Consider the following 12,914-nt stretch of genomic DNA (forward strand, 5'->3'; position numbering starts at 1 on the left):
GTGGGGGTGAGGGGCAGCCTCGTACATCAAGGCAAATTTAGCATGCGCGCGCCGGGACGCGGTTCTTCCGGTTCTTCTTTCAGGAGTTCAGGGCCATGTTCGCATCGGACCTTTCCAATACGACTGTCGCGGGCGACCGCATCGATCAGCTGGTCGCTGCGCATCGGCCGGGCCATGGGCTGGTGCGGGCCTTCTACCACGACGAGGATATCTACGAGCGTGATCTCGACCGGGTGTTTCGCCGCCATTGGCACTGCGTCGCGCATGAAAGCGTGATCCCCAACCCCAATGACTTCGAAGTCTTTCGCATGGCCGCCGAGCAGGTGATCGTCACCCGCACGGCCACGGGCGCGATCCATGCGATGCTGAACGTCTGTCGCCATCGCGGCGCCGAGGTCTGCACCAAGGAAAAGGGCAACGCCCGCGCCTTCGTCTGTCCCTACCACGCCTGGACCTACGGCAATGACGGTGCGCTGAAGGCGGCGCGGCTGATGCCGAAGGATTTCAAGCGTGAGGACCATGGGCTGAAGAAGCTTCATGTGCGCGTCGTCGAGGGGCTGATCTTCATCTCCTTTGCCGAACAGCCGCTCGATTTCACCGAGGTCGAGAACCTGCTGCATGCCACCTGCGGCCAATATGGCTGGGCCGAGGCCAAGGTCGCGCACCGGCAGTCCTATCCTGTCGACGCCAACTGGAAGCTCGCGGTCGAGAACTATGTCGAGTGCTACCATTGCGGCCCGGCGCATCCTGAGTATTCCGAGACGCACGCGCTCGAACAGCCGTTGCACATGATCGAGGAGCTGAACGCCAAGATGGAGGCGCGCACCTGCGCTCTCGGCATCGAGGTCGGTTCCGGCGATCACTGGCAGAGTTCCGCCGGCGGCAAGGAGACGGTGCATGCCTTCCGCTATGCGCTCTATGACGGCGTCAAGACCGGCAGCAAGGACGGCCAGCCGCTTAGCACCCTGATGGGCCGGTTCAGCGATTTCGACGGCGGCGTCACCTCCATCCACCTCGGCGGCACGACCTTCCTCGTCTGCTATCCCGATCACGGCATGATCTACCGCTTCATTCCGAAGACGGCGGGCACCTGCGAAATGGAGCTGATCTGGCTTGTCGACGGCAAGGCCGAGGAGGGGCAGGACTACGACCTCGAAAAGCTCACCTGGCTGTGGAAGGTCACGACCGATGAGGACAAGGCGATCATCGAGCACACCTCGCGCGGCGTGCGCTCGCATTATTTCGTGCCGGGCCCGATCGCGCCGATGGAGCAGAACGAGCTGCGCTACATCAACTGGTATCTCGACGAGATCAGCCGGCCTTCGCAACCATCATCCCTGTTCTTGTCACAGGGATCCAGCAGCGCCGCGTCGGCGGTGTGAAAGAATTCTGAAAACGCCTGATGTGACGAAGAATGTCACTGACGGCGCGGACGCGCCGTCGCTAGATTCCTGTGACGAGCACAGGAATGAGGTAGGTATCCGTGGTCTCAGTTGCGGCATGGAGGCCGAAACAACGCCAGGCATCGTCTATCGGCGCAGCGCGATCAGTCACGCCTATCGAAATGGGTGCGCAGCGCCACATGGGTCTGCACGGTGGCGACGCCCGATATCAACGAGATCTGCCGACGGATGGTGTCAAGATCGCCGTTCGAAGCGCATTCGACCAGCAGCATCAGGTCGGTCTCTCCGGCGAGCGACCAGCAGCTGACGACCGGCGGCATGCCGGCGAGATGCGGTACGATGTGGTCGCAGTTCTTACCGGGCTGGAAGGATATCGCGATCAGCGCGCGCACGACCGGCGCCTTGTCCTCGATGCCGATGCGGATCGTATAGCCGGCGATGACGCCCTTGGTTTCGAGCCGGCGCAGACGTTCATGGGCGGCGCTGCGTGACAAGCCGGCATGGCGGGCAAGCGCCACCAGGCTCTGGCGCGAATCCTGCCGCAGGGCGGCCACCAGCAGCCGGTCCTTTTCATCAAGTTCGGTCAATGTGTCGTCCCCTTGGTCATTTTGCCGGACAATCGTCCGGTCTTCCGCCATCATGTCCAGTGAAACCGGACGATAGGACGGCTAGCTTCCCGAGGCAATCAAGGAGCGTTAGCCATGACCATTCCGAGACTTCCCGACAATGCCGTCCTCATCCCGATCGACATGCAGCAGGCATTTGATGCCGCTCCCTGGCCGCCACGCTGGAACGGGGACGTTGACAACAACGGCCGCGCCTTGCTTGCCGCCTGGCGCGCGGCCGGCCGGCCGATCATCCATGTGCGGCACGACAGCGTCGCGCCGGGCTCGACCTTGAGGCCGGGTGCGTCTGGCAACGCGCCGCGCCCGGGCTTCGAGCCCGTTGGCGACGAACCGCTCGTCAACAAGAGCGTCAACGCCGCCTTCATCGGCACCGATCTCGATCTTCGCCTGCGCCGGCTCGGCGTTGATACGATCGTCCTCTTCGGCATCTCGACTGATATGTGTGTTTCGACCTCGGTGCGGGTCGGCGCCAATCTCGGTTACCGGGTGGTCCTGGTGGAAGATGCCTGCGACTGCTTCGACCAGCCGGATGGCGACGGCGACATGATCCCGGCGCGGGACATCCACCGTGCCCATGTCGCAACGCTGCGGGCGGAATTCGCGGAGGTGACGACCACGGCGGCAATCATTTCGGCCATGCGGCCGGCGTCGGCAGCGTAAGGACGCCGCAACGCGTGCAGTGGCTTATCGGCTGGCGGCGCCGCGGACTTCCAGCACCTGGTAGGTCCATTTCGGCGTCGTCAGGCTTTCGCCCTCTCGGCTCGGGAAAGTGAGGAAAGTCTCGAAAGGCCTTGCCTGGCCGACGGGCACGCGGGCGAGAACCAGGGCTGAGTCGTCGCCGATCTTCGCGCATGCGTCCTGCGGGCAGTCTTCGAGCGTCACGGAAAGCCGGAAATATTCGAGCGGTGTTGCGCCATTGTTGCTGACGGTGCCGCGCAGGCGGAAGCTGCGCTCCGGCTGGCTTTGTTCGAACGTCATGCCGTCGAGGCTGATGTTCTGGGCGGCCGGAGCCGCCGGGGCCGTCGCCACCGGCTCAGGTGCTGCAGCCTTGCGCTCGCCGCGGTCGCTGATCCAGACGACGAAGGCAGAGAGCAGGGCGATCGCCACTGCGACCGAGAGGATGGGCTCGGCCCACCGGCGAAAGCGGCTGAAACGCGCCGCCAGATACACGATCGCCACGCCAACCAACGCTACCAACCAAAGCATGAAGCTCCTCCTCGTCGACCCTTATATAGTGTGAGGAGCGGGTGGCAACATCGCGTGGCTCTGGTCGAAGGTCACGCTTGCGACATTTGGTGGATTGAACGGCGAGCGATTTCGTCAACCCCTTGCGGCGATTGCAAATGTTGCGGGCTTTTGGGCGCTTCTACCGGGGCGTAACGGCCCCAAGGCTGACGGTATAGGTGCCCTCGAAAGGAACGGCTGCGAAGCGTTCGTTGATGTCGGCGAGGCTCTTTTCCGGGTCGAGATCGGCGAAGATGTCGGGCCGCAGCCAGTGGGCGAAGGCTTCGGCAGCGACAATATTGAGCGGGATGGCGTTGAAGAAGTTCCAGACGCCATGGACGCGGCCGTTCTCGACCGCCGCAACGCTCGATAGCGCCGGCGTTGCGACGGCCGCAGCCAAGGTCTGCTGCGCCTCTTGCCTGGCAACGCCGGGACCGATGGAGAAGCCGCTATAGGTGCCGCCGGGCGAAGAGGTGGCGATGTAGACGTCGGGGTTTGCCGCCATCACCGCTTCTGCATTGACGGTGCCGCCGACGCGCGGCAGCGCGCCTTCGGCGATGTTGCGGCCGCCGGCGATCGTCAGGAATTCGCCGAGCCCACCGACGCCATAGGCCCAGCAGCAACGGTCAGGCTTGGGAAACGCATCCATCAGCACGGTTGGGCGCGGTTCGGGCTTGGCGGCGACACGGGAGCGGATCAGCGCCAGCTTGTCTTCGTAGTAGCGTGCGAAGGCTTCGGCCTGCTCGTCGCGTTCGAAGATACGCCCAAGGAGCCGCATCATATCCGGCGTGCTCTTCAGGGGATCGCTGTTGAAGTCGACGACGATGACCGGCACGCCGGTGCTGGTGAGATAGTCGATGGCGCGCTGGCCCGGCTCGGTGTCGGCCTGCCAGTTGGCGAGGATCGCGAGGTCGGCCTTCAGCGTCAGCAGCGTTTCGAAAGACAGTGCGGCGCCGGTGCCGCCGTCGTCGATCAGCGGCACGTCGGCGATTGCAGGAAATTTTTTGCGAAAGCTCTCGTAGATCTCAGGGTTGTCGCCCTTCATGTCTCCGGACCAGCCGGCCAGCAGGCTGACGGGGTCCGGATGAATGAGCGAAAGCGCGACCAGGTTGAAGCCGCTGCCAAGCAGGATGGCTTTTGGCCTTTCCGCTAACGTCACCTCGCGCCCGGCCGCGTCCTTCACCGTCAGCGGCCATCGGTTTTCGGCCCGGGCGCCAGTGGCGAAAAGCGTGGTGGTGACGAAGATGGCCAGCAAGGCCCGGACCGTGGATCGCGATAGGAGAAGCAAAACTACTGTTTCCGTTGGGTGGGAAGGGCGCAGAGGCTGCCGCAGCTGCGGACCCCCGGCAGCAGATAGCGCAGGCAGCAGATCTTGCGCCGGCACACCCGCGCACCGTCCTCTTCCTCGTGACGCAGGCAATCGAAGAAGGGGTTGGGCGAGCCGTCGGGCAGGGATCTGCTGCCGATGAGGGCTTCGGCCTGGGCATGAAGCGGCTCGACGCCGGCGGCGCGCAGGGCATAGTCGATGTAAACCAGCGCGTTGTTCCAGGCGAGTTTCGGCGCGATGCCGCCACTCGACTTGAGGTAGCCGACCACTTCGCGCAGGTGCTCGCCCATCAGCGGCGCCAGGGTGGCAAACACGTCGTCGTCATCGCCCGCCTGCCAGTTACCGGCATCGGCGACGCCAAAGGCGCGGGGCAGGCCATCTTCTGCCAGCGCCACCTTCATGCGGTTGAAGGCGACCGGCAACACCTGATGGTCGAGCACGCGAGCAACGAGATAGGGGATGGTGAGCGCCGAGAAGTAGTAGAGCGACCACATGGAGGCGATCGCGCGGCGGTCGGTGCCGCCGGACCTTTCAGCGTAGGTGTCGAGGGCGCGGTCGAAGGCGCCGGAGGCGAAGAACTCGGGCAGGACCATGCCGTCGGAAAGATCGTCCGACAGCACCATCTTTTCGTTGCACCAGGCGTGCGGGCCGGAAAAGGCAGCAGACAGAACCTTGGGGGCGCCTGTCTCCATGATCGCTTCGGATACGGCAGTCATTGGGGCACCCGCGTGTGGCCCGTGGCCGGCCCACTGCCGTTGCGAGGCCTGCCGCGCGGAGCCGTCGCGAACACAAATGCGGGGGCGGACAGACGCCATCTTGCAACCATGCGACACCTTCTGAACGGGTCAGACATTCATAAGATGATCGTGTTACTCATGTTTATTCGTTGTGCAAGTTATTTTATGAGTTTTGTCCGCATGTTTTAATGCGCGGGCGAGGCGCGAGACAGCCGCAAGCTCGGGCTTGCGGCTACTGAAGGGCCGGTGCCGCGGGCTCGACGGCCGCCTACATCAGGCCGAGCTGCTTGTAGAAGCCGAGCGCGTCGTAATAGTCGCTTTGAGTGGCGATCTTGCCGTCCTTGACCGTGAAGACCGAGGCGCCGGTGAACTTGAAGCTCTTGCCGGTCGCGGCCGTGCCATCGGCCCAGGCGCCTGAGTTGGTGCCGGAGAATTCCCATTCGAAGGAGACCTTGTCGCCGGCGGCGATGGGGTCGCCTTTCATGGTCCAGACGGCGTCGGGAACCGCATTCAGGAAATTGTCGATGACACCGGTCTTGGCGGCATCCTTGCCGGTGACAGGCTTGCCGACGGACGCGTCGTAATAGGTGACGTCGTCGGCGAAATAGGATGCGGCCTTGCTCGAGTCATGGGCATTCCACGCTGCGACATAGGCACCGACGACATCAGGCGCCGCGTCGGCGGCGAGGCCGGCGGGCGCCAGAAGAAGTGTGCTCAGACCCAATGCACCTGCAGCAGCAAGCAGTTGACGGCGATACATGGCATTTTCCTCCCGTTTATCTTCGTTTGCATGCTTTGTCCGCACCGCGGCCAACGTCCTGCCGGCGTCAGCCGTGGTTGATCATGATGTGACGGACAGCAGTGTAGTCCTCGAGCGCATAGACCGACATGTCCTTGCCATAGCCCGACTGCTTGACGCCGCCATGCGGCATCTCGTTGGTCAGCATGAAGTGGGTGTTGATCCAGGTGCAGCCATATTGCAGGCGCGAGGCGGCCTTCATCGCCTTGGAGATGTCCTTCGTCCAGACCGAAGAGGCGAGGCCATAATCGCTGTCGTTGGCCCAGCCGACGGCATCGTCCTTGCCGGTGAAGCGGGTGACCGAGACGACAGGGCCGAACACCTCGCGACGGACGATCTCGTCTTCCTGCGTCGCGCCGGCAATCACCGTCGGCTGGAAGAAGAAACCGTCGGCGCTGCCAGGAGCACCGCCGGTGGTGATCTCGATATGCTTCTGGTCGGCCGCACGTTCGACGAAGCTTGCGACGCGATCACGTTGGCGCCGCGAGATCAGCGGGCCGATCTCGTTTTCGGTGTCGTCGGCGAGATTGTAACGGATGGTGGAGACGGCCGAACTCAGGTCGGCGACGAGCTTTTCGTAGATGCCGGCTTCGGCATAGATGCGGCAGGCGGCGGTGCAGTCCTGGCCGGCATTGTAATAGCCGAAGGTGCGGATGCCGTTGACGACGGCTTCGAGGTCGGCGTCGTCATAGACGATGACAGGGGCCTTGCCGCCGAGCTCCAGATGCGTGCGCTTCACCGTCTTGGCGGCGGCCGTCAGCACCTTCTTGCCGGTGGCGATGTCGCCGGTGATCGAGACCATCGCGATCTTCGGGTGGTTGATCAGCGCGTTGCCGACGGTTTCGCCGCGGCCCGTGACAACGTTGACCACGCCTTCCGGCAGGATGTCGGCGAGCAGACGGGCGAGCTTCAGCGCCGTCAAAGGCGTCTGTTCGGACGGCTTGAAAACGACGGTGTTGCCGCCGGCAATCGCCGGTGCCAGTTTCCACGCCATCATCATCAGCGGGTAGTTCCAGGGCGCGATCGAGCCGACGATGCCAACCGGATCGCGACGAACCATGGAGGTATGCCCCGGCAGATACTCGCCCGATGTCGGCGCGTGCAGATTGCGGATGGCGCCGGCAAAGAAGCGCCAGCAATCGACGATCGCCGGCAGTTCGTCGTTCTTCACCGCATTGATCGGCTTGCCGCAGTTGAGCGCTTCAAGGGCTGCGAAATCGTCGGCGTGCTTTTCGATCGCGTCGGCGATCCTGAGCAGGTAACCGGAGCGTTCGCCGGGTGTCGTCATCGACCAGGAGACGAAGGCGCGTTCTGCCGCGCTCACCGCCGCCTCGACCTGAATGTGCGAGGCTTCGGCGAGGTCGATGATCTTTCCGCCGGTGCGCGGGTTCAGGATATGCTCTTCGGCCTCGGTTCCGGCTTCGAAGCGCGATCCGATCAAAAGCTGGGTGTCCATGTCTGTTCTCCCTTGAAAGTCGAGTTCACTTGCCGGCACCGGCGATCTGGTCGCCGTCGCGGGTCAGGTAGTAGGCGCCGAGGATCGGCAGGAAAGTGACCAGCACCACGATCATGGCGACCACGTTGGTCACCGGTCGCTGGCGCGGGCGGATGAGTTCTTCGAGCATCCAGATCGGCAGCGTCGACTGCTGGCCGGCGGTGAAGGTGGTGACGATCACCTCGTCGAAGGACAGCGCGAAGGCGAGCATGCCGCCGGCAAGAAGTGCGGTGCCGATGTTCGGCAGGATGATGTGGCGGAAGGTCTGGAAGCCGTCGGCACCCAGGTCCATCGAGGCTTCGATCAGCGAGCCCGATATGCGGCGGAAACGGGCCACCGCATTGTTGTAGACGACGACGATGCAGAAGGTCGCGTGACCGAGCACGATCGTCCAGAAGGAGAATGGCATCTCCGCCATGGAAAAGGCCGAGCGCAGCGCGATGCCGGTGATGATGCCGGGCAGCGCGATCGGCAGGATGACCAGCAGCGAGATCGTCTCGCGGCCGAAGAAGCGGGTCTGGCTGACGGCGGCGGCACAGAGCGTGCCGAGCACCAGGGCGACCGCGGTCGCGATCGAGGCGACCTTGACCGAGAGCGTCAGCGCCGCCCAGACATCCGGCCGGTTCCAGGCAACCGCAAACCATTGTGTCGTCAGCCCCGGCGGCGGGAACTGGTAGCTCTTTTCCTCCGTGGTGAAGGCATAGAGGAAGATCAGCAGGATTGGCACATGCATGAAGGCGAGGCCGGCGGCAGCTGCGATCTTCAGTCCGAGGGGCGAGCGGTTGAGGCGGTCAGAGCGCATCGAAGGCCCCCATGCGTTTGGCCATCCAGAGATAGGCGCCCATGATGACGATCGGCACCACGGTAAAGGCGGCGGCAAGCGGAATGTTGCCGGCAGTGCCCTGCTGGGCATAGACCGCCTGACCGATGAACAGCCGGGAGGAGCCGATGATCTGCGGAATGATGTAATCGCCGAGCGTCAGCGAGAAGGTGAAGATCGAGCCGGCGACGATGCCCGGCAGCGCCAGCGGGAAGAGCACGTGGCGAAAGGTCTGGGCCGGCGTGCCGCCGAGATCGGAGGAGGCCTCGATCAGGTTGGTCGGCACGCGCTCCAGCGCTGCCTGGATCGGCAGGATCATGAACGGCATCCAGACATAGACGAAGACGATGAAGGTGCCGGTGTAGCTGACCGAGAGCGAGTTGCCCCCGACGACGGGAAGCGAGAGCCAGGCATCGAGCACCCACAGAAGATGCAGCTTCGCGAGGAACCAGGTGACGATGCCTTCCTTGGCCAGGATCAGCTTCCAGGCATAGATCTTGACCAGGTAGCTCGACCAGAGCGGCAGCATGACGCCGAGATAGAACAGCACCTTCCATTTTCCCTGCGCGTAGCGCGCCGCGTAATAGGCGATCGGGAAGGCGATGAGCGCCGAGGCGAGCGTCACGATTGCCGCCATTGATACGGTGCGCAGGATGATGTCGAGATTGGTTTCGCTCAGCAGCTGGCGGTAGGTGGCGAAGGTGAACTCGTAATTGATCAGGCCGGAGAAGTCGTCGATCGAGAAGAAGCTCTGCAGCAGGAGAGCAAAGAGCGAGCCGACATAGACGACGCCGAGCCATAAGAGCGGCGGCGCCAGCATGACGACAAGCAGCACATGCGGGTGCTTCCAGAAGAAGTCCGAGAGCCGGCCGGTCGGGCCGCGGCGATCCGGGACTGCGAGATTTTCAGCGACGGCGGTCATGCGTCCTCCATCGGGTGCAGTTCGTCGGCGGCAAAGCTGATAGTGACGGGGCTGCCGATTTGCGGGACGGCGAGCGAGGCGGGGCTTGCAACCGCGATGCGCGCGCCTTCGACGTCGACGACGACGCGGTTGACCGCGCCGAGGAAACTATGGGCCGACACGGTGCCGTTGAGGCTGAGCGCGCCTTCGCGCGGGGCCGACAGCGCGATCGCCTCGGGGCGAAGGCTGGCATAGGAGGATCTGACGCCCAGCCTCTGGCACAGCTTTGCCGGCAAGACGTTTGACGAGCCGACGAAATCGGCGACGAAGCGTGTCTTCGGCTGCTTGTAGACTTCTTCTGGGCTGCCGAGCTGCTGGATGCGGCCGTCGTTGAAGACGGCGATGCGGTCGGCCATCGACAGCGCTTCGCCCTGATCGTGGGTGACGAAGACGAAGGTGATGCCGAGCGATTTTTGCAGGGTCTTCAGTTCCTCCTGCATCTGCTCGCGCAGCTTCAGGTCGAGCGCGCCGAGCGGCTCGTCGAGCAAAAGCACCTTGGGCTTGTTCACCAGCGCGCGGGCGAGCGCCACGCGCTGACGCTGGCCACCCGAGAGCTGGCCGGGGCGGCGGCTGCCATAGTCCGGCAGCTTGACCATGGCGAGCGCATCTGCCGCCGCCTTGCGGCGCTCCTCGCGGCCGACGCCCTTGACCATCAGCCCGTAGGCAACGTTGTCGAGGATCGAGAGATGCGGGAACAGCGCATAGTCCTGGAACACGGTGTTGACGCTGCGGCGATAGGGCGGCACGCCCTCCGCGGTTTCGCCGAAGATTTCGATATGACCGCCTGTCGGCTGTTCAAAGCCGGCCATCAGCCTCAGGCAGGTGGTCTTGCCCGAGCCCGAGGGGCCGAGCATGGCGAAGAACTCGCCCTCGGCGACTTCGAGGTCCACACCATCGACCGCGCGTACGGCGCCGAAGTGGCGGGAAACATTGTCGAAAAGAACGGCGGTGGACATCAAATTGCTCCAGGATTCCAGCCCCTCATCCCGCTGCCGCAACCTTCTCCCCGCTCGGGGGGAGAAGGGAACGTGCGGTTGGCGTCTCGCCCAAAGCTCACCCGGCGGGTTTGCCGGGGGCGTTCCCTCTCCCCGCGTGCGGGGAGAGGGTCAGGGTGAGGGGCGATGCTTGCGATATGGTCGTGGCGGCTCAGCGACCGCCGATAACGCCGATGTAGTCGGAGACCCAGCGGTGGTAAGGCACACATTCGCCCTGGCTTGCGCATTTCGTCACCGGCGTCTTCCAGAACTTGACCTTGTCGAAGTCCTCGTAGCCGTTGGTCTTGCAGCCGGCGTCGGTCAGAAGGTCATTGCCCTTGCAGGCTGCGCCGACGGACGGGTTGGCGCCGAACCAGGCAGAGACGTCGCCCTGGACCTTTGGCGACAGCGAATGCTCCATCCACATATAGGCGCAGTTCGGATGGGCGCTTTCGGCGTGCAGCATGGTGGTGTCAGCCCATCCGGTGACCCCTTCTTCCGGGATGGTTGAGGCGATCGGCAGCTTTTCGGCTTCCATCAGGTTGACCTGGAACGGCCAGGAGCCGGAGGCGACGACGCCTTCGTTCTTGAAGTCGTCGATCTGGATCATCGCATCGTGCCAGTAGCGGCCGACGAGCGTGCGCTGGGTGCGCAGCAGATCGAGCGCTGCCTTGTACTGGTCTTCGTTGAGTTCGTAGGGATCCTTGATGCCGAGCTCGGGCTTGTGCTTGATCAGGTAGTTGGCGGCGTCGGCGACATGGATCGGGCCGTCATAGGCCTGGACACGGCCCTTGTTGGACTTGCCGTCGGGCAGGTTCATTTCCTCGAAGACGACGTTCCAGCTCTTCGGCGCTTCGCCCTTGAAGGCATCCTTGTTGTACATCAGCACGTTCGGACCCCAGACATAGGGAGTGCCGTAGTGAACGCCGTTGACCGTGTGCCAGGGCGCGTTCTGCATGCGCTCGTCGATCGTCTTCCAGCTGGGGATGAGATCGGTGTTGATCGGCTGGACGCGCTTGCCGGCGACGAGCCGCATCGAGGCGTCGCCCGAGGCGGTGACGAGGTCGAAGCCGCCTTCGTTCATCAGCGCCACCATTTCGTCGGAGGTCGCGGCCGTCTTGACGCTGACCTTGCAGCCGGTCTGCTTTTCGAAATCGGTGACCCAGTCGTAGTTCTTGTCGGTCTCGCCGCGCTCGATGTAGCCAGCCCAGGCGACGATCGACAGTTCGCCTTCGCCCTTGCCCAGTTCCTTCAGCGGCTCCTGCGCCAAGGCGGGCGCCACGAGGCCGAGCGACAACGTCAGCGCGGTGCAGGATTTCAGGATCTGCTTCATCTGAATTCTCCCAATTTTGAGCCGCATTTTACGGCTTCGTTCCCAGATTGAAACGTGCCTTGATTTCTCCGCATTCGCAAATTCATTAATCAGAATGCCGCTATCGGTTTTACCGATATCAGGGCCGTGTCAAGGCTCCAACGTGCCCGGCAAATGCCGAGTAGCTACATGATTTTACTCGTGGTTCTGGATCGCACCGGGATTTTTAGCGCGGCCGGGCGCTGCGAAGCGCTTCGGCTATGCCGACGAAATCGCGGGCCGATTGCGGCAGGCTGGAGCCCTTGCGCCAGACCATGCCGACCTGGACGACGGGCAGGGCGCCGGAGACGTCGCGGCTCTCGATGCGGTCGCCTTCAAGCGACCAGGGGCGGTAGACGAGATCGGGCAGGAGCGCGATGCCGGCGCCAGTCGCCACCAGGCTGCGCACCGCTTCGACCGAGCGGGTGCGGAAGGCGACATGCGGGCGGGCGCCGAGCGCCGACAGCAGCTTGCCGGTGTTCTCCTCGATTTCATCCACCGTCAGCATGATCAGCGGCTCCTTGGCGATATCGCTGATCGAGATGATGTCGGCGCTGACAAGCGGATGGCCGATCGGCAGCCAGAGGCGATAGGGCGAGGTTTCGAGAATCTCAGCCTGCAGCGCCATGCGGTCGCGCAGGTTGGAAATGACCATGACGGCAACGTCGAGTTCGCCGCCGATCAGCAGGTGTTCGAGATATGAGCCGTTGTCCTCGATGGCACTGACATCGACGCCGGGACAGGCGCGGCGATAGCGAGCGAGCAGGTCGGAGAGGACGTAACCGGCAACCAGCGAGGTGACGCCGAGATTGAGCTTGCCGCCGGTTTCCTCGCGGCTGTCGGAAAAACTGCGCCGGGCGTCGGAGACATCGGAGAGGATCTTGGTCGCATGCCGCAGGAACTGATGGCCGTTGTGGGTGATCGAAAGACCGCGCGGATGCCGGTCGAACAGCTCGACGCCGAGGTCCCCTTCAAGCTCCTTGATCGCCTCGGTGATCGAGGATTGCGAGATCGAGAGGTTCTGCGCCGCCCGCGTGATCGAGCCTTGCTCGGCGACGGCGACGAAATACTGCAACTGTCTGAAGGTGAAGGCCATCCGTGCAGTTAATCGTTGTGGAGGCGCGCTTGCAAGCGCTGCCAAGAGATCGTCCCCGACAACGCAACTGCGGCGGGATTTGTCCGGTTATGTCGGTTTCC

General features: G+C 63.6%; 13 protein-coding genes. 2 read left to right on the forward strand and 11 right to left on the reverse strand.

Going from position 1 to position 12,914, the window contains the following annotated elements:
* Window positions 1-95 precede the first annotated feature (95 nt).
* A complete protein-coding gene (locus ASD00_RS31640) occupies window positions 96-1,382 on the forward strand; it encodes an aromatic ring-hydroxylating dioxygenase subunit alpha (RefSeq protein ID WP_025427841.1) in 1,287 nt (428 codons plus the stop codon).
* A 164-nt stretch (window positions 1,383-1,546) separates the two neighbouring features.
* Here ASD00_RS31640 and ASD00_RS31645 read toward each other — a convergent pair whose 3' ends face one another.
* Entirely contained in the window at window positions 1,547-1,990 is a 444-nt protein-coding gene (locus ASD00_RS31645) for an Lrp/AsnC family transcriptional regulator (protein ID WP_225906328.1), read from the reverse strand.
* Between the two features lie 114 nt (window positions 1,991-2,104).
* Between ASD00_RS31645 and ASD00_RS31650 the strand changes: the two genes are divergently transcribed.
* A complete protein-coding gene (locus ASD00_RS31650; RefSeq protein WP_025427839.1) occupies window positions 2,105-2,689 on the forward strand; it encodes a cysteine hydrolase family protein in 585 nt (194 codons plus the stop codon).
* A gap of 24 nt (window positions 2,690-2,713) precedes the next feature.
* Here the strand turns inward: ASD00_RS31650 and ASD00_RS31655 are convergent, their stop codons facing one another.
* The 10 genes from ASD00_RS31655 to ASD00_RS31700 all read right to left on the reverse strand — a co-directional run bounded on the left by ASD00_RS31655 (window position 2,714) and on the right by ASD00_RS31700 (window position 12,813).
* A complete protein-coding gene (locus ASD00_RS31655; protein ID WP_025427838.1) occupies window positions 2,714-3,235 on the reverse strand; it encodes a hypothetical protein in 522 nt (173 codons plus the stop codon).
* 160 nt (window positions 3,236-3,395) lie between these two features.
* Entirely contained in the window at window positions 3,396-4,541 is a 1,146-nt protein-coding gene (locus ASD00_RS31660) for an ABC transporter substrate-binding protein (RefSeq protein ID WP_025427837.1), read from the reverse strand.
* Between the two features lie 2 nt (window positions 4,542-4,543).
* Window positions 4,544-5,296, reverse strand: coding sequence for a siderophore-iron reductase FhuF (gene fhuF / locus ASD00_RS31665; protein WP_025427836.1), 753 nt, complete (start codon window positions 5,294-5,296; stop codon window positions 4,544-4,546).
* A 289-nt stretch (window positions 5,297-5,585) separates the two neighbouring features.
* Complete coding sequence (locus ASD00_RS31670) at window positions 5,586-6,077, reverse strand: ester cyclase (protein ID WP_025427835.1); 492 nt, start codon at window positions 6,075-6,077, stop codon at window positions 5,586-5,588.
* 67 nt (window positions 6,078-6,144) lie between these two features.
* Window positions 6,145-7,572 (reverse strand): gamma-aminobutyraldehyde dehydrogenase, encoded by a 1,428-nt coding sequence (locus ASD00_RS31675; protein ID WP_025427834.1) that lies wholly within the window; start codon window positions 7,570-7,572, stop codon window positions 6,145-6,147.
* A 25-nt stretch (window positions 7,573-7,597) separates the two neighbouring features.
* Complete coding sequence (locus tag ASD00_RS31680; RefSeq protein WP_025427833.1) at window positions 7,598-8,413, reverse strand: ABC transporter permease; 816 nt, start codon at window positions 8,411-8,413, stop codon at window positions 7,598-7,600.
* The gene (locus ASD00_RS31685) at window positions 8,403-9,353 is read right to left on the reverse strand and encodes an ABC transporter permease (RefSeq protein ID WP_025427832.1); all 951 of its coding nucleotides are present in this window, start codon (window positions 9,351-9,353) and stop codon (window positions 8,403-8,405) included. The genes ASD00_RS31680 and ASD00_RS31685 overlap by 11 nt, the downstream gene beginning before the upstream one ends.
* Complete coding sequence (locus ASD00_RS31690; RefSeq protein WP_025427831.1) at window positions 9,350-10,348, reverse strand: ABC transporter ATP-binding protein; 999 nt, start codon at window positions 10,346-10,348, stop codon at window positions 9,350-9,352. Before ASD00_RS31690 ends, ASD00_RS31685 begins: the two co-directional genes overlap by 4 nt.
* A gap of 190 nt (window positions 10,349-10,538) precedes the next feature.
* Window positions 10,539-11,699: an ABC transporter substrate-binding protein gene (locus tag ASD00_RS31695; protein WP_025427830.1), complete on the reverse strand. Its 1,161-nt coding sequence runs from the start codon at window positions 11,697-11,699 to the stop codon at window positions 10,539-10,541.
* Window positions 11,700-11,904: 205 nt separating this feature from the next.
* On the reverse strand, window positions 11,905-12,813 hold the full coding sequence (locus tag ASD00_RS31700) for a LysR family transcriptional regulator (protein WP_025427829.1): 909 nt from the start codon (window positions 12,811-12,813) through the stop codon (window positions 11,905-11,907).
* Window positions 12,814-12,914: the final 101 nt, after the last annotated feature.

Source organism: Ensifer sp. Root31 (genome assembly GCF_001424825.1).
Classification (GTDB): Bacteria; Pseudomonadota; Alphaproteobacteria; order Rhizobiales; family Rhizobiaceae; genus Ensifer; species Ensifer canadensis.